13 protein-coding genes and 2 pseudogenes are annotated in these 21871 nt (G+C 41.1%); 14 read left to right on the top strand and 1 reads right to left on the bottom strand.

The window, feature by feature from the left end; genetic code table 11:
- Positions 1-71 precede the first annotated feature (71 nt).
- From PCY16_RS07110 to ilvC, 13 genes and pseudogenes are all read left to right on the top strand, one after another.
- Positions 72-521 (top strand): annotated as a pseudogene (locus tag PCY16_RS07110) (DUF3459 domain-containing protein); the annotation flags it as partial.
- An 81-nt stretch (positions 522-602) separates the two neighbouring features.
- Positions 603-2498 (top strand): M13 family metallopeptidase, encoded by a 1896-nt coding sequence (locus PCY16_RS07105; RefSeq protein WP_073686013.1) that lies wholly within the window; start codon positions 603-605, stop codon positions 2496-2498.
- A gap of 115 nt (positions 2499-2613) precedes the next feature.
- Positions 2614-5226 (top strand): annotated as a pseudogene (gene adhE, locus PCY16_RS07100) (bifunctional acetaldehyde-CoA/alcohol dehydrogenase); the annotation flags it as partial.
- A 160-nt stretch (positions 5227-5386) separates the two neighbouring features.
- On the top strand, positions 5387-6232 hold the full coding sequence (locus tag PCY16_RS07095) for a hypothetical protein (protein ID WP_110980819.1): 846 nt from the start codon (positions 5387-5389) through the stop codon (positions 6230-6232).
- 25 nt (positions 6233-6257) lie between these two features.
- Positions 6258-7235 carry a hypothetical protein gene (locus PCY16_RS07090; RefSeq protein WP_195413419.1) on the top strand — a complete coding sequence of 326 codons (978 nt, stop codon included), beginning with the start codon at positions 6258-6260 and terminating at the stop codon, positions 7233-7235.
- Positions 7236-7394: 159 nt separating this feature from the next.
- Positions 7395-8879 (top strand): threonine synthase, encoded by a 1485-nt coding sequence (gene thrC, locus PCY16_RS07085; RefSeq protein WP_064523535.1) that lies wholly within the window; start codon positions 7395-7397, stop codon positions 8877-8879.
- Positions 8880-8939: 60 nt separating this feature from the next.
- A complete protein-coding gene (locus tag PCY16_RS07080) occupies positions 8940-10226 on the top strand; it encodes an MATE family efflux transporter (RefSeq protein WP_195413418.1) in 1287 nt (428 codons plus the stop codon).
- Positions 10227-10337: 111 nt separating this feature from the next.
- Complete coding sequence (locus PCY16_RS07075; protein ID WP_002885694.1) at positions 10338-10703, top strand: Asp23/Gls24 family envelope stress response protein; 366 nt, start codon at positions 10338-10340, stop codon at positions 10701-10703.
- Positions 10703-12370 (top strand): DAK2 domain-containing protein, encoded by a 1668-nt coding sequence (locus PCY16_RS07070; RefSeq protein WP_070437464.1) that lies wholly within the window; start codon positions 10703-10705, stop codon positions 12368-12370. The genes PCY16_RS07075 and PCY16_RS07070 overlap by 1 nt, the downstream gene beginning before the upstream one ends.
- 158 nt (positions 12371-12528) lie before the next feature.
- Complete coding sequence (gene ilvD / locus PCY16_RS07065; protein ID WP_195413417.1) at positions 12529-14250, top strand: dihydroxy-acid dehydratase; 1722 nt, start codon at positions 12529-12531, stop codon at positions 14248-14250.
- A 133-nt stretch (positions 14251-14383) separates the two neighbouring features.
- Positions 14384-16084 carry an acetolactate synthase large subunit gene (locus PCY16_RS07060; RefSeq protein WP_037599309.1) on the top strand — a complete coding sequence of 567 codons (1701 nt, stop codon included), beginning with the start codon at positions 14384-14386 and terminating at the stop codon, positions 16082-16084.
- Positions 16077-16553, top strand: a complete 477-nt coding sequence (gene ilvN / locus PCY16_RS07055; protein ID WP_002892046.1) for an acetolactate synthase small subunit — start codon at positions 16077-16079, stop codon at positions 16551-16553. The genes PCY16_RS07060 and ilvN overlap by 8 nt, the downstream gene beginning before the upstream one ends.
- 75 nt (positions 16554-16628) lie before the next feature.
- Positions 16629-17651 carry a ketol-acid reductoisomerase gene (ilvC, locus tag PCY16_RS07050; protein WP_002885764.1) on the top strand — a complete coding sequence of 341 codons (1023 nt, stop codon included), beginning with the start codon at positions 16629-16631 and terminating at the stop codon, positions 17649-17651.
- Between the two features lie 128 nt (positions 17652-17779).
- Here the strand turns inward: ilvC and tyrS are convergent, their stop codons facing one another.
- On the bottom strand, positions 17780-19036 hold the full coding sequence (tyrS, locus tag PCY16_RS07045) for a tyrosine--tRNA ligase (protein WP_003092098.1): 1257 nt from the start codon (positions 19034-19036) through the stop codon (positions 17780-17782).
- 269 nt (positions 19037-19305) lie between these two features.
- On the opposite strand from tyrS, the gene pbp1b reads away from it, so the two are divergent.
- Positions 19306-21561 (top strand): penicillin-binding protein PBP1B, encoded by a 2256-nt coding sequence (gene pbp1b, locus PCY16_RS07040; RefSeq protein ID WP_229040647.1) that lies wholly within the window; start codon positions 19306-19308, stop codon positions 21559-21561.
- Positions 21562-21871 lie beyond the last annotated feature (310 nt).

Genomic DNA, 21871 nt, shown 5'->3' with positions numbered 1-21871 from the left:
TGTTTTTTTCAAAAAATATGTAAAAAAAATTCCGGAACACTTGCAGACAAATTTGCAACCGTTTACAATAGCAAGCCTTCAAGATTATCCAAGCCAAATCACGGGATAATTCCCGTACGCCCATGCAATGGGATGCTTCTGACCATGCAGGTTTTTCAACAGGCACTCCATGGTTGAAAGTTGGGAAGTCTTACAAAGCCATCAACGTTGAAAAGGAAATCGACGGACCAATCTTCACTTTCTATAAAGAATTGATTCGCTTGCGCAAAGAAATGCCTATCATTTCAGAAGGAAGCTATCAGCCAGCATTTGAGGATAGTCAAGAAGTCTACGCTTTTGAACGCCACTTAGCCGGTCAAAAACTCTTGGTGCTCAATAATTTCTATGGAAGTGAAGCTGAAGTGGAGATTCCAGAAGAATACCAAGCAGGGCGCGTGCTCTTGTCAAACTATGATGATGCAGAGCTTGCTGAAAAGGTAAGTCTTAAGCCTTATCAAACCCTAGCAATCTTAGTAAAATAAGCCAAACTTTCCTCAGTAAATGCTTTTGCTGGGGAATTTTGTTATAATGAAAGCACTTTTAATGTTGATGGAGGAAGTGTAATGACACGCTTACAAGATGATTTTTACCATGCGATTAATGGTGAGTGGGAAAAAACAGCAGTGATTCCCGATGATAAACCACGCACAGGAGGTTTCTCAGATTTAGCAGATGAAATTGAAGACCTCATGCTTGCAACGACTGATCAATGGTTGGCAGGAGAGAATGTTCCTGACAATGCCATTCTACAAAACTTTATAAAGTTTCACCGTATGGCTACGGACTTTGACAAACGTGAGGCATTGGGTATCGAGCCTGTTAAACCTTGGATTGAAGAATACAAGCAACTCTCGTCATTTTCAGAGTTTGCTTCGAAAATTGCTGACTATGAGATGTCTGGTAAGCCTAATGAGTTCCCATTCGGTGTGTCTCCAGACTTTATGAATGCTCAATTAAATGTCCTCTGGGCAGCAGCGCCAAGTATTATTTTACCTGATACAACCTATTACACTGAGGATAATGAGAAGGGCAAGGAGCTTTTAGGAATTTGGCGTGAAATGGAAGAAGAACTCCTTGAGAAATATGGCTTTACAGCTGAAGAAATCAAAGATATCTTGGACAAGGTTATTGCCCTTGATGCTAAGTTGGCCAAGTATGTCCTTTCGAGTGAAGAATCTTCCGAGTATGTGGAACTCTACCACCCATATGATTGGGAAGACTTTACCAAGCTAGCACCGGAACTCCCACTTGATAATATCTTCACAGAAATCTTGGGACAAGTTCCTGATAAAGTTATCGTTCCTGAAGAGCGCTTCTGGACAGAATTTGCGGCGGAATATTATTCAGAAGATAATTGGGAGCTACTTAAGGCGAGCCTACTTATCGATGCTACGACAATTTGGAATGCCTATTTGACAGACGAACTTCGTGTTCTATTTGGAAAATATGGTCGTGCGCTTTCAGGAACACCACAAGCCTGGGACAAGAAAAAAGGAGCCTACTATTTGGCACAAGGACCTTACAATCAGGCTCTTGGACTTTGGTATGCAGGTGAAAAATTCTCTCCAGAAGCAAAAGCAGATGTTGAAGCGAAGGTGGCAACTATGATTGATGTTTATAAATCACGCCTTCAAACTGCGGATTGGTTGGCACCAGAAACACGTGAAAAGGCTATTACGAAACTTAATGTTATTACGCCTCACATTGGTTATCCAGAAAAACTACCTGAGACATATGATAAGAAGATTATTGATGAAAACTTATCACTTGTTGAGAATGCACAGAAGTTAGTCGAAATTTCAGTTGCACATAGTTGGAGCAAGTGGAATCAACCTGTTGATCGTAGTGAGTGGCATATGCCTGCCCACATGGTTAATGCTTACTATGATCCACAGCAGAACCAAATTGTTTTCCCAGCAGCTATCCTTCAAGCACCTTTCTATGACCTTCACCAATCGTCATCAGCCAACTACGGTGGTATTGGTGCTGTCATTGCTCATGAGATTTCCCATGCCTTTGATACAAATGGTGCTTCCTTTGATGAGAACGGTAGTCTTAAGAATTGGTGGACTGAAGAGGACTATGCAGCCTTTAAGGAACGTACTGACAAGATTGTGGATCAGTTTGAGGGCTTGGACTCTTATGGTGCCAAGGTCAATGGTAAATTGACTGTTTCTGAGAATGTTGCTGACCTCGGTGGTGTAGCCTGTGCCTTAGAAGCAGCTAAACGAGATAAGGATTTTTCAGTTCATGAATTCTTTGTTAATTTTGCGACAATCTGGCGTATGAAAGCACGTGAAGAATACATGCAAATGTTAGCTAGCGTGGATGTGCATGCTCCAGCCAAATGGCGCACCAATGTTATCGTGAGCAACTTCGACGAATTCCACAAGGAATTTGACGTTAAAGAGGGCGACGGCATGTGGCGTGCCCCAGAAGATCGCGTGATTATTTGGTAATAATGATGAAATCTGTCCAAAAATGGACGGATTTCTTTATTTTTATCATTGTAAGGGTTTACATAGCGTCTAGAAAACGCTATAATATACTTGTGTTAAAGCTTGTGAAGTTTTTAACAAGTATTCAAAGGAGTTTTATATGACTAAACAAACTAAAGATGTTCAAACAGTAATAGATGAATTGGCAACAAAAGGGGTTGAAGCCCTTGATGCTATGGCTAACTTTACGCAGGAGCAAGTGGACCATATTGTTCACCAAGCTGCGATTGCTGCTCTAGATAAACACATGTATTTGGCAAAATTGGCCGTTGATGAAACAGGGCGCGGTATTTACGAAGATAAAGCCATCAAGAACATGTATGCTTCTGAATACATTTGGAATAGTATTAAATATGACAAAACTGTAGGCGTTATTGCTGAAGATAAAGAACAAGGTTTGGTTTCTATCGCTGAGCCGGTTGGTGTTATCTGTGGGGTTACACCAACAACTAACCCAACATCAACAACCATTTTCAAAGCCCTCATTGCTCTTAAGACACGTAACTCTATCATCTTTGCCTTCCACCCATCAGCTCAAAAATCATCTGCAGAAGCTGCTCGTATCGTTCGTGATGCAGCTATTGAAGCAGGGGCACCTAAGGACTGCATCCAGTGGATTGAAGAGCCATCTATCGAAGCAACTGGTCTTTTGATGAACCATCCTAAGATTGCCACAGTACTTGCGACTGGTGGACCTGGAATGGTTAAGGCTGCTTATTCAACTGGTAAACCAGCGCTTGGTGTAGGAGCCGGAAACGTCCCATCTTATATCGCTGCTGATGCTAAGGTTAAACGTGCGGTCAACGATATCATCGTTTCAAAAACTTTTGATAATGGTATGATTTGTGCGTCTGAACAAGCAGCTATCGTTGATGCAGCTATTTATGACGAAGTTAAGGCTGAATTTGAAGCACATCAATGTGTCATCATTTCTAAAAAAGCTGACATTGCTAAATTGGAAAAAGTCGTTCTTAATGAAGCGCGTACAGCTGTAAATGGTGCCATTGTAGGTCACTCAGCTATTGAAATTGCTGAAAAAGCTGGCCTTAAAGTTCCTGCAGGTACAAAAATGCTTTTGGCAGAAATTCCAGATGCAACAATGGAACACCCACTTGCCTTGGAAAAATTGTCTCCAGTACTTGCTCTTATCAAATCTGATGGCGTTGAAGATGGATTCAAAAAAGCAGAAGGCATGCTCAATTTGGGTGGTCTTGGACACACTGCTGTTATCCACACTGAAAATGAAGAGCTCCAACTCCAATATGGTATCCGCATGAAAGCCTGCCGTGTCTTGGTTAATAGCCCATCAGCCGAAGGTGGTATCGGTAATATCTACAATAACATGATTCCATCATTGACTCTTGGTTGTGGTTCACACGGTCATAACTCAGTGTCACACAATGTTAGCTCATTTGATCTCTTGAATGTCAAAACATTGTCAAAGCGTCGCAATAACATGCAATGGTTTCGCGTCCCACCAAAAATCTTCTTCGAAAAAGATTCAATAACTTACTTGCGTCACATTGAAGCTGAGCGCGTGATGTTGGTTTGTGACCCTGGTATGGTTCAGTTTGGTTATGCAGACTTGGTTAAACGCCAATTGGAACTTAACCGCCACAGACCGGCAGTAGATGTTTTCTCAGATGTTGAGCCAAACCCATCTACTAATACCGTTTATAAAGGTCTGGAACGCTTTGTAGATTTCCAACCAGATGTAATCATCGCTCTTGGTGGTGGTTCTGCAATGGACGCTGCTAAGGCTATGTGGATGTTCTTTGAACACCCAGATGTAAGCTTCTTCGGTGCTAAACAAAAATTCTTGGATATCCGTAAACGTACTTACAAGATTCCTTACGCTCAGAAGACACAATTCATCTGTATCCCAACAACTTCAGGGACAGGTTCAGAAGTAACGTCATTTGCGGTTATCACTGATAGTGAAACTCATATCAAGTACCCATTGGCAGATTATGCTTTGACTCCGGACATTGCTATCGTTGACCCTGCTTTGGTTATGAGTGTACCTGCCAGCGTTACAGCAGATACAGGTATGGACGTTTTGACTCACGCCATTGAATCTTATGTATCAGTCATGGCTAGCGACTATACACGTGGGCTTTCACTTCAAGCGATTAAACTTGTTTTTGAAAATCTTGAACATTCTTACCGCTTTGGTGATGAAGAATCACGTGAAAAAATGCATAATGCGTCAACAATGGCTGGTATGGCCTTCGCCAATGCTTTCCTTGGTATCAACCACTCACTAGCTCATAAGGTTGGTCCTATGTTTGACATTCCACACGGACGTACTAATGCGATTTTGATGCCTCACGTTATCCGTTACAACGGTCGTGATCCTCAAAAACACGCTATGTTCCCTAAATATGACTACTTCCGTGCAGACAAAGATTACGCAGATATCGCTCGTTTTATGGGATGGGGTACTGACAAGCAATCAGATGCTGAATTAGTTGAAGTTTTGGCACAAAAAGTATACGAATTGGGTATTGCCGTTGGTATTGCCATGAACTGGAAGGGGCAAGGTGTTACTAAGAAACTTCTTCAAGACACTGCCTATACTTTGGCCGAACATGCTTATGAAGACCAATGTACAACAGCTAATCCGAAAGAACCACTTATTTCAGAATTGAAAGAAATCATCGAAATTGCCTTTGATTATAAAGGATAAGCGATAGACTAAAGTAGCTCTATAAGGGCTACTTTTTTTGCTAGAAACCTTCTATATTAGAGTGTTTATCCAAATTAAAAATAAAGGACTTTCCCGAATAAGATAGAAAAACGCTTTAAGAATTGTTATAATAACCTTACAGCGAGATAAGGAGATTCCTATGACAAAAGAAGAAGGGCTTAGTTTGGGTGAAACAGCACATCCTCTCAAGTCTCGTGAATTGAGGCCACCAGTGGCTTCTGCAGCAGGAAATAGAGCGACTAATAAGTTTAAAGAGTTTAATGCTGATAGGATGGTGAGTGTTCAATTCAATCCTAGTCAACAAGTAAAAGAATCAAAGGAGCCAGTAACCTCAAAGAATATTGTGGGGATGGTATCAGGTGTGATTGCAGCGATACTCACCATACTTTTGATTGTTTGTCTCGTGATGGGATACCGTTATCGAGCCGCAAGCATTGAGGGCGATTGGACAAGCCCAACCTTTAGTGAGAAAATGTTAGCCACTCTGAAAGATACTGCTAATACTAAGAATAAAGTTAGTAATGCTTTACCACAAGGTCAAGATCTTATCACCGATATCAATACAGCAATGAGTATTACTGACAATAAGGCTCACTTAAAAGTGAGCTTTGTTTACAATCGTAAAGGTCTTTATCAGGCTTACCAGAGTAGAGTTACTGAATTGAAAGGTCAGTACGGCGAGGAGTTCTCGGAGGTTTTTGATAGTTATTCATTGTCAGAAAAAGACTACTATAAACAGTTTGATGAGACAGTGAAGAAAGAACTTCCAAAGAGTTATACCTACGATGCCAAAACCGGTCGTGTCACAACAACTGCTTTTACGGGTGATATTAACCGTTGGGAGCAAACAATCACTGTGGATAAGGCTGGAGATTCAGATGCTTTTAAAAAAGGTGATGTATTAGATTATACGACTAACAATGGAGGCTTTACTATTAAGGCACACAGTGAATTTGGTGACATTAGCTTTACAAAAAATAAATAAAAAAGGAAATTAAAGGGGAATATAAATGACAAGAGCAGAATGGTTGGACTATTTTGAAACGGTAAACGGACGCAAGCCGAGTGTTCAGGAAATGGCGGATGCTTTGAAAGCTGGGGAGTTTGTTAATGAAGCACCGGCTAAAACTGAAGATGCAGCTACTACTGAACCTATTAAGGTTGAGGCAGAAATCGTCGAGACAAGTACTAGTCCTCTACCAACTGAAACGGCACCAGTAGTAACAGCAACTGCACCTTCTACGGTTCCTTTTCCAGAAGGACAAGCAGCTATGGCAAATTTGGCTCCTAAAAAACCAATGGATCCCAAAAAGAAAAAACGCATCCTAGTCTCAGTTTTGTCAGCAGTAGTCCTTGTCTTCTTATGTATCGGTGGCTTTATGACTTACCGTTATGTGACAGGTAATATTGATGGCAAATGGTACAGTAGTTCTCTAGGTAGAGAGTATAGCTCAAGCATGTCTGAAAGTTTGACAGACTTGGATAGTAGGGAGCTTGAAAAGTACTTTAAAGATACTGCTGTAACCATGAAAGTAAAAGGTAGCAATGCCAAGGTGACTGCTAGCTATACTTTTGATAAGAAAACCTATATCAAGGACTATCGTGAGAGGGTTCAGAAGTCCTTCTCAGCCTTTGGAGATTTATTTAAAGCCTTCTATGGAGATTCCTTTGAAAACTATTATAGTGAGGAAACCATAGAAAAAGAACTTGATGAAGCTCTTGAAAAAGCTGCGAAAGATAATGGTCAAAAGTATGATTCGAAGACAGGCGAAACAACAACAACCCTTTTCAAAGGGAAGGTTAGTCGCTTGGGGCATAAGATGACTGTTACTTCTGTCAACAAAGATGTTGATATCGATGGTCTCAATGTGAAAAAAGGTCAAGAGCTAAAAGTGACTAAAAAAGACAAGAAAGTAACGCTTAGTGGTGATGGTAAATCAAAAGATATTACTTTCTCAACTAAGAATGACACCAAAGATAAATTTTAAAATGACATCCGGAATCGCTATTCCGGATTTTTTCATGTCGTTGAGGGAAGAGAATAAGGTGATATCCGAATGATTTTCTCACAAGTCACAATACGTGTAGAAATATTCTGACAATTATGCTACAATAGAGCCACAGACTATCTAAAAAGAGGATTTACCATGACACTTGTATACCAATCAACACGTGACGAAAATAATAAAGTAACTGCTAGTCAGGCTATTCTTCAAGGTTTGGCAACAGATGGTGGCTTGTTCACACCATTGTCAACACCTGAGGTTGCTTTGGACTTTGATCAATTGAAAGATGCTTCTTACCAAGAAGTTGCTAAATTGGTCTTGTCAGCTTTCTTGGATGATTTTACGGAAGAGGAATTAGATTACTGTATCACAAATGCTTATGACGACAAGTTTGATACAGCTGCTATTGCACCAGTAGTTAAACTTAAGAACCACTACAACCTTGAACTTTTCCATGGTTCTACTATCGCTTTCAAAGATATGGCCCTTTCAATCTTGCCTTACTTGCTAACAACATCAGCTAAAAAGCAAGGTGTTGATAATAAGATTGTTATCTTGACAGCGACATCAGGTGATACTGGTAAGGCTGCTATGGCTGGTTTTGCAGATGTTCCTGGAACTGAAATTATTGTCTTTTATCCAAAAGACGGTGTTTCAAAAATCCAAGAATTGCAAATGACCACTCAAACAGGAGCTAACACTCACGTTATTGCCATTGATGGTAACTTTGATGATGCCCAAACCGATGTGAAACGTATGTTTAATGATGTTGACTTGCGTGAGAAATTGTTGGCTCATCATACGCAATTCTCATCAGCTAACTCAATGAACGTCGGTCGTTTGGTACCACAAGTGGTTTACTATGTATATGCCTATGCGCAGTTGGTTAAGGCAGGTCATATCCAAAACGGAGATAAGGTTAACTTCACAGTACCAACAGGAAACTTTGGTAATATCTTGGCGGCTTATTATGCACGTCAGATTGGTGTTCCGGTTGGCAAATTAATCTGTGCCTCTAATGAAAATAACGTCCTCACAGACTTCTTCGCAACGGGTACTTATGACAAGAAACGTGACTTCAAGGTAACGACAAGTCCTTCTATGGATATCTTGGTATCTTCTAACTTGGAACGCTTGATTTTCCACCTTCTTGGTAATGATGCTGCTAAGACTAAAGAGCTCATGGATGCACTTGTGACTAAGGGCGAGTATACTTTGGCTGGTGCAGATAAAGATATTCTTGATTTGTTTGCAGCAGGTTTTGCAACTGAGGATGAAACAGCTGCTGAAATCAAACGTGTCTATGATGAAAACAAGTATATCGAAGATCCTCATACAGCGGTTGCCTCAGCTGTTTACGAAGCATATGTTCAAAAGACAGATGACCACACCCCTACAGTTATCGCTTCAACAGCTAGCCCATATAAATTCCCACGTGTGGCTATTTCAGCTGTCACTGGTAAAGACAGTGGGGATGATTTCAAAGCAGTAGAAGATTTGCACCAACTTTCAGGTGTAGCTATCCCAGCTGCTGTAGATGGACTTGAACATGCGGAAGTTCGCCATAAAACAGTTGTTGCGGCAGCTGATATGCAAAAAGCAGTTGAAAGCTATCTTGGTGTATAAGAATAAAAAAATAGGAGCTGAGAAATCAGCCCTATTTTTATCAATATAGAAGAGAATATTATGACAGAAACAAAGAAAATTCTAAACATAGCCTTGCCTGCTATGGCCGAAAACCTTCTACAAATGTTGATGGGGGTTGTCGATTCTTACCTAGTGGCTCAGGTTGGTATTGTCGCCATATCAGGGGTTTCCGTAGCCAATAATATAATCACGATTTACCAAGCTATCTTCATTGCTCTGGGAGCCTCAAGTGCCAGTGTCATTGCTAGAAGTCTAGGGAAGGGAGATGTTAAAGCGACTAACCGAGACACCTGGGATGCTATTATTATTACCCTTGCTCTTAGTCTCATTCTTGGTTTACTTTCCATTTTTGGTGGTGGGGCCATTCTTAATCTTTTAGGTACTGAGCAATCTGTGACTCAGGCTGGTAGTCTCTACCTTGCTCTTGTCGGTGGAGGAGTGGTCTTCCTAGCCTTAATGACTACTTTTGGTAACATACTACGGGCTAAGGGACGGCCTCGTATTTCCATGGTCGTCAGTCTTTTGACTAATGTCCTTAATGCTATTTTATCTTCTTTAGCTATCTTTGTGGGACATTGGGGGATTATTGGGGTCGCAACGGCTACGGTTTTTTCTCGTCTGGTTGGGACAGTGATACTGTGGCAAGCGATGAAATTGGATGTGAAGCAGCTTGAAGTTACCAAACCTTTCAACAGGGAGTTGTTGGGGATTGCTCTGCCAGCAGCAGGTGAACGACTGATGATGCGTGCTGGAGATGTGGTCATTGTGGCTATTATTGTTACCTTTGGTACAGCCGTTGTCGGTGGTAACGCCATCGGTGAAAACCTTACTCAGTTTAACTATATGCCTGGTATGGGAGTCGCAACGGCTACGGTTATCTTGGTTGCCAATAGTTTGGGTCGAGGGGATAAGGCTCAGATGAAGCGTATTGTACGAGAGTCTTATTGGATTTCAACCTTTTTGATGGTTCTGGTTTCAGGGAGCATCTTGCTTTTTGGACAAGGCTTATCAGGTCTCTTTACAGATAATAAAGCAGCTATTGCGGCTAGTCAGGTAGTTATTCTTTATTCTTTCCTTGGGAATCCTGTGACTTCGGCGACTCTAGTCTACACTGCAGTTTGGCAAGGTCTGGGTAAGGCTAAGATGCCTTTCTATGCGACAACTATTGGGATGTGGATTATCCGAATTTTCTCAGGATATTTTCTTGGGGTGAGTCTGGGAATGGGTCTTGCGGGTGTTTGGATTGCAACCGTTGTTGATAATGTATGGCGTGCGGTCTTCCTCTATGTGATGTACCGTCGTTATCTCATAAAGAGAAAGTTTTAATGATAAATATTGAGGAGATACTCTTATTCAAAGGGTATCTTCTTCTTATTTTTTACAAGTAAGCTCGAATATGGTAAAATAAGCTGATAAAAACTTTTTGAGGTAGTAATTATGACTGTAAAAATCAATACAAAAGATGGTCAAATCGAATTGTCAGATGATGTCATCGCAACAGTAGTTGGCGGTTCAGCAACAGAAATTTTTGGCGTTGTCGGTATGGCAAGTAAGAGTGCTATCCGAGATAATTTTCAAGCACTTCTTGGAAAGGAAAACTACGCAAAAGGAGTTGTCGTGAAATCTACTGATGCAGGTATCACTGTGGATGTTTACACTGTTATGAGTTATGGTGTTAAGATTAGTGAGGTTTCAAAAAATATTCAAGAACGTGTGAAATTTAATCTTGAGAATCAGCTCGGTATCAAGGCTGAAACAGTAAATGTTTACGTTCAAAATATTAAAGTCGTAGGAGAAAACTAGTGTCTAAAATTACAACAAGCTTGCTTCAGGAGATGGTCCAAGCGGCAGCAACACGTCTAGGTAAGCAAGCAGAATATGTGAATTCACTCAATGTCTTCCCAGTACCAGATGGAGATACTGGAACAAACATGGGAATGACTATGGATAACGGAGCCAAAGCTGTCGCAGATCAATCAGCTTCAACAGTTGGTGAAGTTGGTCAGATTTTATCTAAAGGTCTTTTGATGGGTGCCCGTGGTAACTCGGGTGTTATCACGTCACAATTGTTCCGTGGATTTGGTCAAAGTATCAAGGATAAAACGGAACTTGATGGTCAAGATTTAGCTCATGCCTTCCAAGCAGGGGTTGAAGTTGCCTATAAAGCAGTTATGAAACCTGTCGAAGGAACAATCCTTACAGTATCACGTGGTGCAGCTTCAGCAGCGATTAAGAAAGCTGAATCTACAAATGATGCTGTTGAGGTTATGCGTGCAGCTCTCGATGGAGCTAAAGCTGCTTTGGCTAAGACACCAGAGATGCTTCCAGTTTTGAAAGAAGTTGGTGTGGTAGACTCAGGTGGTCAAGGTTTGGTCTTCATTTATGAAGGTTTCTTGTCAGCCCTCACAGGTGAGTATATCGCTTCAGAGGACTTCCAAGCGACACCTGCTACGATGACAGAGATGATCAATGCAGAACACCATAAGTCAGTTGCTGGTCATGTTGCAACAGAAGACATTACCTTCGGTTACTGTACGGAAATCATGATTGGTCTCAAACAAGGTCCGACTTATGTGAAAGACTTTGACTATGAAGAGTTCCAAAATTACTTGAGTAACCTTGGGGATTCTCTTCTTGTGGTTAACGACGATGAAATTGTAAAAGTTCACGTCCATACAGAGGATCCAGGTCTTGTCATGCAAGAAGGTCTTAAATATGGGGCTCTTGTCAAAGTTAAGGTTGACAACATGCGTAACCAACACGATGCACAAGTTCAAAAAGAAGAAGCTATCCAAGCTACACCTTCTGCTCCTAAAGACTTTGCCCTTATTGCAGTTGTTGCTGGAGATGGACTTGCAGATATCTTCAAATCACAAGGTGTTGACTATGTGATTTCAGGTGGTCAAACAATGAACCCATCAACAGAAGATATTGTTAAGGCTATTGAACAGGTCAATGCTAAGAATGTAATCATCTTGCCAAACAATAAAAACATCTTTATGGCAGCGCAATCAGCTGCTGAAGTAGTAGATGTCAATGCGGCTGTTGTTGAAACACGTACAGTTCCACAAGGATTTACAAGTTTGCTTGCTTTTGATCCTAGCCAAAGTATCGAAGCTAATGTTGAAGCTATGACAGCTAGTCTTTCAGATGTAACAAGTGGTAGCGTGACATTGGCGGTACGTGATACAACTATTGATGGTCTTGAGATTCATGAAAATGATATCCTTGGTATGGTGGATGGTAAGATTCTTGTGTCTACACCAGATATGGACCAAGCCCTTCTTGACACCTTTGACAAGATGATTGACGAAGACAGTGAAATTGTTATGATTTACGTCGGCGAAGAAGGTAATCAAGAACAAGCTCAAGCACTTGCGGAAAAATTGGAAGAGGCTCATGAAGATATCGAAGTTGAAATCTTCCAAGGAGACCAACCAGTTTATCCATACCTCTTCAGTGTTGAATAATCATTTAGGAAGTCTTAGGGCTTCCTTTTTGTTTTGTCAGTTTTGATATAGCAGGTATATCTTTTCGGAATTACAAAAATATTCTGAAAATTCCTTGACATTACTTTCCAAAGTGGTAACATATGTTGTAAGAAATTTTATAGATTGAAGGTAACATCATGAGAAGTGATATGATCAAAGTTGGTGTTGATAAGGCACCAGCACGCGGACTTTTGTATGCGACTGGGCAAGTTAAATCTGCCAATGATATGCAAAAGCCCTTCATTGCTATTTGTAACTCTTATATTGACATTGTTCCAGGGCATGTTCACTTGCGTGAATTAGCAGATATTGCCAAGGAAGCTATCCGTGAGGCTGGCGGTATTCCTTTTGAGTTTAATACCATTGGTGTGGATGATGGGATTGCCATGGGGCATATTGGGATGCGTTACAGTCTTCCATCTCGTGAATTGATTGCCGATTCTGCAGAAACAGTTATTAATGCCCACTGGTTTGACGGGGTTTTCTACATTCCTAACTGTGATAAGATTACACCAGGGATGATTTTGGCGGCTATGCGTACTAATGTGCCAGCAGTATTTTGTTCTGGTGGACCTATGAAGGGTGGCGTTGACATGACTGGTCATCAAGCGACTCTCTCAAGTTTGTTTGAAGCAGTAGGTACTTATCAGGCTGGTGATATGAGCATGGATGAGCTCGATTATTTAGAGAAAAATGCTTGTCCAACTTGTGGTTCATGTTCAGGAATGTTTACCGCTAACTCAATGAACTGTTTGATGGAAGTTTTGGGCCTTGCCCTTCCAGGTAACGGTACTATCCTAGCCGTTTCAGATGAACGTCGTGAATTGGTTCGTCAAGCAGCCACAAAATTGATGGATAACATCAAAAATAATGTTCGCCCACGTGATATTGTGACCAAAGAAGCCATCGATGATGCGTTTGCTCTAGATATGGCCATGGGTGGTTCAACCAATACTGTTCTTCATACTCTTGCTATTGCGCGTGAGGCCGGTATTGACTATGACCTTAAGGACATTAACGAAATTGCCAAGAAGACACCTTATCTCTCTAAAATTGCACCTTCAAGTGTTTACACTATGCATGATGTCCATGAAGCTGGTGGTGTTCCAGCCATTATCAATCAGTTGATTAAAAAAGGAGCCATTAAAGGTGATCGTATTACAGTTACTGGTAAAACTTTGAAAGAAAACGTAGCTGGTGCTGAAATCAAGAATGAAGAAATTATCCATCCAATTGAGCATCCTATCTCACCAGTTGGTGGTTTGTCTATCCTTTACGGAAATATTGCTCAGGATGGAGCTGTTATCAAGGTCGGTGGTGTAGATCCATCTGTTAAAACTTTCCGTGGTAAAGCTATTTGTTGTGATTCACAAGATCAGGCCCTTGAGTTGATTGATAATGGAACAGTTAAGAAGGGCCATGTCGTTGTCATTCGTTACGAAGGTCCTCAGGGTGGACCTGGTATGCCAGAAATGTTGGCACTAACTTCTAAGATTGTCGGACGCGGTCTTGGTAAGGATGTGGCTCTGATTACGGATGGTCGTTTCTCAGGAGCTACTCGTGGTATTGCTATTGGTCACGTTTCTCCAGAAGCAGCAGAAGGTGGTAATATCGCCCTAATCGAAGATGGGGATGAAATCGTGATTGACCTACCAAATCGTACCCTTGATCTGCTTGTCGATGAAGCAACCCTTGAAGAACGCCGCAAACATTTGAAACCTTTCAAATCAAAAATTTCAAGTGGTTGGTTGCGTCGCTATACAGCCTTTGCTAAATCAGCCAATGTCGGCGGGACTTTGATGAGTGACGAAGAATTCGAAGAACGTAAAGCAGAACGTCAAGCACAAGAAAAAAACTAAGAACATTCTTTCCGAAGAGTTTGTGATATTTTTCTCCGAAACCCTTGCAAATTTGGTTAAAAATGTTATCATAGTATACAAGGTTTTGAATTTTTAGACAATTCGAAAAAAACAACTACTAAAGGAGGTCCATGTGAAGAAAATTGAACTTGAAGAAGCACGCTCTGGTGCTGATTTGATTCTAGATACACTTCTTGAACTTGGGATTTCAACTATCTTTGGATATCCTGGCGGAGCGGTTCTTCCTTTGTATGATGCTATTTACAAAAATGACAAGATTAATCATATTTTATCTCGTCATGAGCAAGGAAGTCTGCACGAAGCTGAAGGTTATGCCAAATCAACTGGTAAACTCGGTGTTGCTCTTGTAACGAGTGGTCCTGGTGCCACTAATGCTATTACAGGGATTGCAGATGCTATGAGTGATAGCGTACCTCTCCTAGTTTTTACTGGTCAGGTCGCAACACCAGGTATTGGTAAGGATGCCTTCCAAGAGGCTGACATTGTCGGAATTACCATGCCGATTACAAAATACAATTATCAGATTCGCGATACAGCTGATATTCCTCGTATTATTAGGGAAGCGGTTCATATTGCAACAACTGGCCGACCTGGTCCAGTTGTTATCGACCTCCCTAAAGATGTCGTGGCTAAGGAAACAGCTTTCATCAACGATCCTGAAATTAATCTTCCAAGTTACCAACCGACGCTAAGACCAAACGAAATGCAAATCAAGAAAATCTTGAAGCAGTTGGGTAAAGCTAAGAAGCCGGTTATTGTAGCTGGAGGTGGGGTGTCTTATTCTGAATCTGCTAAGGAGCTAGTTGCTTTTGCAGAACGCTACCAAATCCCAGTTGTTACAAGTCTTTTAGGTCAAGGGACAATTGCTACTAGTCACCCCCTCTTCTTGGGTATGGGTGGTATGCACGGTTCATATGCAGCTAACATTGCTATGACCGATGCTGACTTTATGATTGCCATTGGTTGTCGTTTTGATGACCGTTTGACAGGTAATCCTAAAACATTTGCTAAGAATGCCAAGGTTGTCCATATTGATGTGGATCCAGCTGAGATTGGTAAAATTATTGCAGTGGACCTTCCAGTTGTTGGTGATGCCAAGCAAGCTCTTGAAATGCTCTTAGCAGAACCAGTGGTTAAGAATAACACTGAAAAATGGATTGAAAAAGTTACAAAAGACAAAGAGCGTGTACGTTCTTACGATAAGAAAGAACGTATGGTACAGCCTCAGGCAGTTATCGAGCGTATCGGTGAATTGACTAAGGGTGACGCGGTTGTTGTTACTGACGTTGGTCAACATCAAATGTGGACAGCTCAGTATTATCCATACCAAAATGAGCGTCAATTGGTGACCTCAGGTGGTCTTGGAACAATGGGGTTCGGTGTTCCAGCAGCAATTGGTGCTAAAATTGCTAATCCTGATAAAGAAGTTATCCTCTTTGTTGGTGATGGTGGTTTCCAAATGACGAATCAAGAATTGGCTATCTTAAATATTTACAAGGTGCCAATCAAGGTTGTTATGTTGAATAACCACTCACTTGGTATGGTACGTCAATGGCAAGAGTCCTTCTACGAAGGGCGTACATCAGAGTCTGTCTTTGATACCCTTCCAGATTTCCAATTGATGGCTCAAGCTTACGGCATTGAGTCTTACAAGTTTGATAATCCAGAGACAATTGATCAGGATTTGGAAGTTATCAAGGAAGACGTGCCAATGTTCATCGAGGTGGATATCTCTCGTAAAGAGCATGTCTTGCCAATTGTTCCGGCTGGTAAGAGTAATCACGAAATGTTGGGGGTGAAGTTCAATGCGTAGAATGTTAACAGCTAAACTTCAGAACCGTTCAGGTGTCCTTAACCGCTTCACAGGTGTTCTTTCACGACGTCAAGTTAACATTGAAAGTATCTCTGTAGGGGCTTCTGAGGATCCTAATGTTTCACGTATTACGATTATTATTGATGTGAATACTCAAAATGAAGTGGAACAAATCATCAAACAGCTTAATCGTCAGATTGATGTGATTCGCATCCGTGATATCACGGATCAGCCACACTTGGAACGTGAAGTTATCCTAGTTAAGGTATCAGCACCAACCTCTAAACGTGCTGAAATCCTGGCGATTATTCAACCTTTCCGTGCTTCGGTGGTTGATGTGGCACCAAGCTCTATCACTATCCAGATGACTGGTGATGCTGAAAAGAGCGAGGCGCTTCTACGAGTTATTCGTCCTTACGGAATCAAAAATATCGCTCGTACGGGTGCTACTGGATTTACCCGTGATTAAAAAATCCAACTTAAATTTGTTAACCCAGCCTTAAAAAGGCAATAAATTATTTTTTTAGAAAAGAGACATATTACTATGGCAGTTCAAATGGAATATGAAAAAGACGTAAAAGTAGCAGCACTTGACGGTAAAAAAATCGCCGTTATCGGTTACGGTTCACAAGGTCATGCGCATGCACAAAACTTGCGTGATACAGGTCACGATGTGATCATCGGTGTTCGTCCAGGTAAATCATTTGATAAAGCTAAGGAAGATGGTTTTGATACTTACACAGTAGCAGAAGCAACTAAATTGGCTGATGTTATCATGATCTTGGCTCCAGACGAAATCCAACAAGAACTTTACGAAGCAGAAATTGCTCCAAACCTTGAAGCTGGTAATGCTGTTGGTTTCGCACACGGATTTAACATCCACTTCGAATTCATCAAAGTTCCTAAAGATGTTGATGTCTTCATGTGTGCTCCTAAAGGACCTGGTCACTTGGTACGTCGTACATTTGAAGAAGGTTTTGGTGTTCCTGCACTTTACGCAGTATACCAAGATGCTACAGGTAACGCTAAAGACATCGCTATGGACTGGTGTAAAGGTGTTGGTGCAGCACGTGTTGGTCTTCTTGAAACAACATACAAAGAAGAAACTGAAGAAGATTTGTTTGGTGAACAAGCAGTTCTTTGTGGTGGTTTGACTGCCCTTATCGAAGCTGGTTTTGAAGTCTTGACTGAAGCTGGATATGCTCCAGAATTGGCTTACTTTGAAGTGCTTCACGAAATGAAATTGATCGTTGACTTGATCTACGAAGGTGGATTCAAGAAAATGCGTCAATCAATTTCAAACACTGCGGAATTCGGTGACTACGTATCAGGTCCACGTGTTATCACTGAACAAGTGAAAGAAAATATGAAAGCAGTTCTTGCTGACATCCAAAATGGTAAATTCGCTAACGACTTCGTTAACGACTACAAGGCTGGACGTCCAAAACTTACTGCTTACCGTGAAGAAGCTGCTAACCTTGAAATCGAAAAAGTTGGTGCTGAATTGCGTAAAGCAATGCCATTCGTTGGTCAAAACGACGACGACGCATTCAAAATCTATAACTAATGTGATAGTCTCGAAAACCAGCCTAGTGCTGGTTTTTTGTGTTCTGAAGAGAGTAGTTGGGAATCAATCCTACTGCTCTTTTTGGTAAAAAAAAACTCACTCCATTAAGGAGTGAGAATAGCCATAAATTAGTAAGTCAAGACAAAGTTTTTCTTCTTACCACGACGGATAACAGTAATTTCATTATCAATTTTATCTGTGTCTGAGAGAGTGTAATCCAAGTCTTGTACACGTTCACCGTTGATGTAGATAGCGCCGTTTTGGACATCTTCACGTGCTTGACGTTTAGATGGTGAAATTTTTGCATTGACGAGAAGTTCAACGATGTTCAGATTTTCATCTGCTGAAATTTCATATGTTGGGACACCGTTGAGGGCAACTTTAAGGTCGCGTGCTGAGAGAGCTTTAAGGTTACCAGCGAAGAGTTGTTCAGTGATGTGAACAGCTTGTTCGTAAGCTTCTTTACCGTGAACCAAAGTAACAACCTCACGAGCCAAAACCTTTTGTGCCAAACGTTGGTGACGAGCTTGGTCAAATTCTTTACCGATCTCTTCGATTTCTTCAAGTGACAAGAAAGTGAAAATCTTCAAGAAGCGAACAGCGTCATCATCCATAACGTTGAGCCAGAATTGGTACATTTCGTAAGGTGTTGTTTTAGTAGCATCAAGCCAGACAGCGTTACCTTCAGATTTACCGAATTTTTTACCAGTTGAATCTGTGATAAGTGGTACAGTGATGACATGTCCAGATTTATCTGCTTTACGACGCAAGAGCTCAGTACCTGCTGTCATGTTACCCCATTGGTCAGAACCACCAATTTGGAGGGTTACGCCGTACTTATCGTTGAGTTCATAGAAATCGTAACCTTGCATGATTTGGTAGGCAAACTCAGTGTAAGAGATACCTGTTTCGATACGTTTCTTAACAGATTCCTTACTCATCATGTAGTTAACCGTGAAGTATTTACCTACGTCACGCAAGAAATCAATGAAGCTGACTGAACCAAACCAGTCATAGTTGTTGACCATAACGGCCTTGTTGTCACCATTTTCAAAATCAAGGAAACGAGAGAGTTGTCCTTGGATTTTTTCAACCCAACCTTCAACAGTTTCTTTGGTTTGCAGGCTACGTTCAGCATCTTTAAATGATGGGTCACCAATCAAACCTGTTGCACCACCAACGAGGGCGTAAGGTTTGTGTCCAGCCAATTGAAGTCGGCGACTTGTAAGGATAGCGACAAGGTGTCCAAGGTGGAGACTGTCTGCTGTTGGGTCATAACCAGTGTAGTATGAGACTGGTCCCTCTTCAAAGGCTTTTACAAGGGCTTCTTCATCAGTGGTTTGAAAAATCAAGCCACGTGCTTTTAGTTCTTCAAAAATTGTCATGATATTCTCCAGTAAAGTATATTCTGCACCATTATACCAAAAGAAAGCAACCCTATGCAAGCTTTGTCAAAGTTTGTTATAATAGGCTTTGAGGTATTTCTATGAATTTTGAAAAAATAATAAATTATTTTAGGCGACTAGGGCAGACTATTCGTACAAAGTTCGCTGGTTCTAGGTCTAAAAGAGGAGATAAATCTTTTAAAGAAAGGAAAGCTACGACTGGATCTAAGTGGAATCGTAAGCAAGCACGTAAGTCGCCTGAGGATGGGATGACACTCTTAGACATGGGTGATGTTTTCTTAAAAACCTTAAAGCTCTTGTCTGATTTCTTTTATGTGGTTATTATCGTTCTTACCTTATTCGGTGCAGGAATTGGTTTGGGTTATCTGGGGAGTCAAATTGAGTCTGTTCCGTCGATTAAGGACAAAACCTTGTTGAATCAGATTAGTGAGGTTAGTTTGGTATCTTCGATGAGCTATTCCGATTCCAAGAAGATTGCGGATATTGATACTGACTTGCTGAGAACACCTATTGAGAGTGATGCTATTTCTAACAATGTCAAAAATGCCATCATTGCGACTGAGGATGAAAATTTTAAAAAGCATAAGGGTGTTGTACCAAAGGCAGTTTTTAGGGCTTTGGTGTCATCAGTTTTGGGGGTCGGCTCTTCAAGTGGTGGTTCGACGCTAACGCAGCAGTTAATCAAGCAACAGGTAACAGGCGATGCGCCAACCTTTAAACGTAAGGCGGCAGAGATTATCTATGCCTTACAATTGGAGCGTCGCGCTTCTAAAAATGAAATTTTAACCGATTATCTGAATGTTTCCCCTTTTGGACGTAACAACAAGGGGAAAAATATTGCTGGTATTGAGGAGGCTGCTCAAGGTATTTTTGGGGTATCTGCAGCGGATTTGACAGTTCCTCAGGCGGCTTATCTGGCAGGTTTGCCACAGAGCCCGATTGTCTACTCACCTTATACAGCTGACGGTCAATTAAAAAATGCAGAGGATCTTTCTTATGGCTTAGCACGTCAGCAAGATGTACTCTACAATCTTTATCGCGGTGGCTATCTAGATAAGTCGCAGTATGAAAGCTATAAGGATTATGATATCACTAAAGATTTCAAGGCTGGTGAGAAGTCTGATGCTGTAAGTCATGACTATTTGTACTATTCTGTCATGTCTGAGGCTCAGGATGTCATGTATGATTATCTCGTTAAACGTGACAAGGTATCGAGTCAAGATTTGAAAAATGATAAGACCAAGGAAAGCTATCGTGAGAGGGCCCTACAAGAGCTACAAACCGGTGGCTACAGCGTTAAGACAACTATTGATAATGCAGTTTATAATGCGATGCAAGATGCTGCGAGTCAATATGGTGGCCTCCTCGACCAAGGTGGAAATAGTGGAGTTGAAGTCGGAAATGTGCTCATGGATAATGCGACTGGAGCAATTCTAGGATTTGTTGGTGGCCGTAGTTACGAAAATAATCAAAATAACCATGCCTTTGATACGGCACGCTCCCCAGGCTCATCTATTAAGCCTATTATTGCTTATGGAATTGCTATTGATCAAGGTTTGATGGGTAGCTCAAGTATCCTTTCTAACTATCCAACTAATTTTACGGGTGGAACGCCTATTCTCCATGATGGTGATAAGGGTACAGCTATGATGAACCTACAAGAGGCACTCAATACCTCGTGGAATATTCCAGCCTTTTGGACATATCAAATGCTTCAACGTCATGATGTTGACGTTGAGGGTTACATGACCAAGATGGGTTATAAGATTGCTAACTACAATATCGAGAGTTTACCTCTTGGCGGGGGAATTGAAACCACGGTTGCCCAGCAAGTAAATGCCTATCAGATGCTTTCAAATGGTGGCGTCTATGAGAAGGGTCATATGATTGATAGTATTACTGACCGGACTGGCGAAGTTATCTATCAGCATAAATCTGAAGGGGTTCAAGTCTTTTCAAGAGCTACGGCTAGCATCATGGATAACCTGCTCAAGGAAGTTGTGGTTAAGGGAGCGACAACTCAATTTCATTCTGAATTGAAAAATGTCAATGGTGCAGCAGCCTCAGCTGACTGGATGGGTAAAACAGGAACGACAGATAACTTTGCGGATGCTTGGTTGATTGTCTCAACGCCTGGTATTACTCTTGGTGGTTGGGCTGGTTATGACAATAATACACCAACCAATTCTAAAACGGGTTACACCTACAATGCGCAATATATGGCTCGTTTAACTTCCGCCATCTACAATGCCAATCCAGGTATTTTTAAAACGGGAGATAAGTTTAATATCGATTCAAGTGCTATTAAGGCAAGTGTGCTCAAATCAACAGGCCTTAAACCAGCAACAGTGTCTGTCAATGGTCGTAATGTTTCTGTAAGTGGTGAAATGGTCGATACTTATTGGGCTAAAAATGGGCCTGGAGATACAACCTACAAATTTGCTATTGGTGGAACTGACAGTGACTATCAAAAAGCCTGGTCTAGCATTCTTGGAGGGCATTAGGAATTCCCAAGAAAACTTGCAAAAAAGCAAAAAATTAGGTATAATATAGACAACTATTTGTCGTCTTACTTGGTTGAAATATTGTCCAATCAAGAGATACAGCAGTTAAATCAACGTTTTTTCGGTCAGATTTAGCTGCTATTTTTGTGCTTATTTTTAGGATTTTCAAGCGTTGTAACTCATATTTAAAGGTTCTAAAAATTCACAAACTAAGTTTTTTGCTTATCCTTAATCAGATAAGTGGATGTTAGTGTTTAATCACTTGTTAATGGGACAAGCAACTGAACAAGGCAGAAGACAAATATTTAAA

The sequence above is a fragment of the Streptococcus sp. SS4 genome, assembly GCF_030440125.1.
GTDB lineage: Bacteria > Bacillota > Bacilli > Lactobacillales > Streptococcaceae > Streptococcus.
Note: the sequence above shows the minus strand (reverse complement) of the source record. Positions and strands in the feature narration are given on the sequence as shown.

Excerpts from the sequence above, each read along its gene's own strand:
- PCY16_RS07105 (WP_073686013.1), top strand. The coding sequence starts at position 603 with ATGACACGCTTACAAGATGATTTTTACCATGCGATTAATGGTGAGTGG.
- PCY16_RS07095 (WP_110980819.1), top strand. The coding sequence starts at position 5,387 with ATGACAAAAGAAGAAGGGCTTAGTTTGGGTGAAACAGCACATCCTCTC.
- PCY16_RS07090 (WP_195413419.1), top strand. The coding sequence starts at position 6,258 with ATGACAAGAGCAGAATGGTTGGACTATTTTGAAACGGTAAACGGACGC.
- thrC (WP_064523535.1), top strand. The coding sequence starts at position 7,395 with ATGACACTTGTATACCAATCAACACGTGACGAAAATAATAAAGTAACT.
- PCY16_RS07080 (WP_195413418.1), top strand. The coding sequence starts at position 8,940 with ATGACAGAAACAAAGAAAATTCTAAACATAGCCTTGCCTGCTATGGCC.
- PCY16_RS07075 (WP_002885694.1), top strand. The coding sequence starts at position 10,338 with ATGACTGTAAAAATCAATACAAAAGATGGTCAAATCGAATTGTCAGAT.
- ilvD (WP_195413417.1), top strand. The coding sequence starts at position 12,529 with ATGAGAAGTGATATGATCAAAGTTGGTGTTGATAAGGCACCAGCACGC.
- ilvN (WP_002892046.1), top strand. The coding sequence starts at position 16,077 with ATGCGTAGAATGTTAACAGCTAAACTTCAGAACCGTTCAGGTGTCCTT.
- ilvC (WP_002885764.1), top strand. The coding sequence starts at position 16,629 with ATGGCAGTTCAAATGGAATATGAAAAAGACGTAAAAGTAGCAGCACTT.
- tyrS (WP_003092098.1), bottom strand. The coding sequence starts at position 19,036 with ATGACAATTTTTGAAGAACTAAAAGCACGTGGCTTGATTTTTCAAACC.
- pbp1b (WP_229040647.1), top strand. The coding sequence starts at position 19,306 with ATGACACTCTTAGACATGGGTGATGTTTTCTTAAAAACCTTAAAGCTC.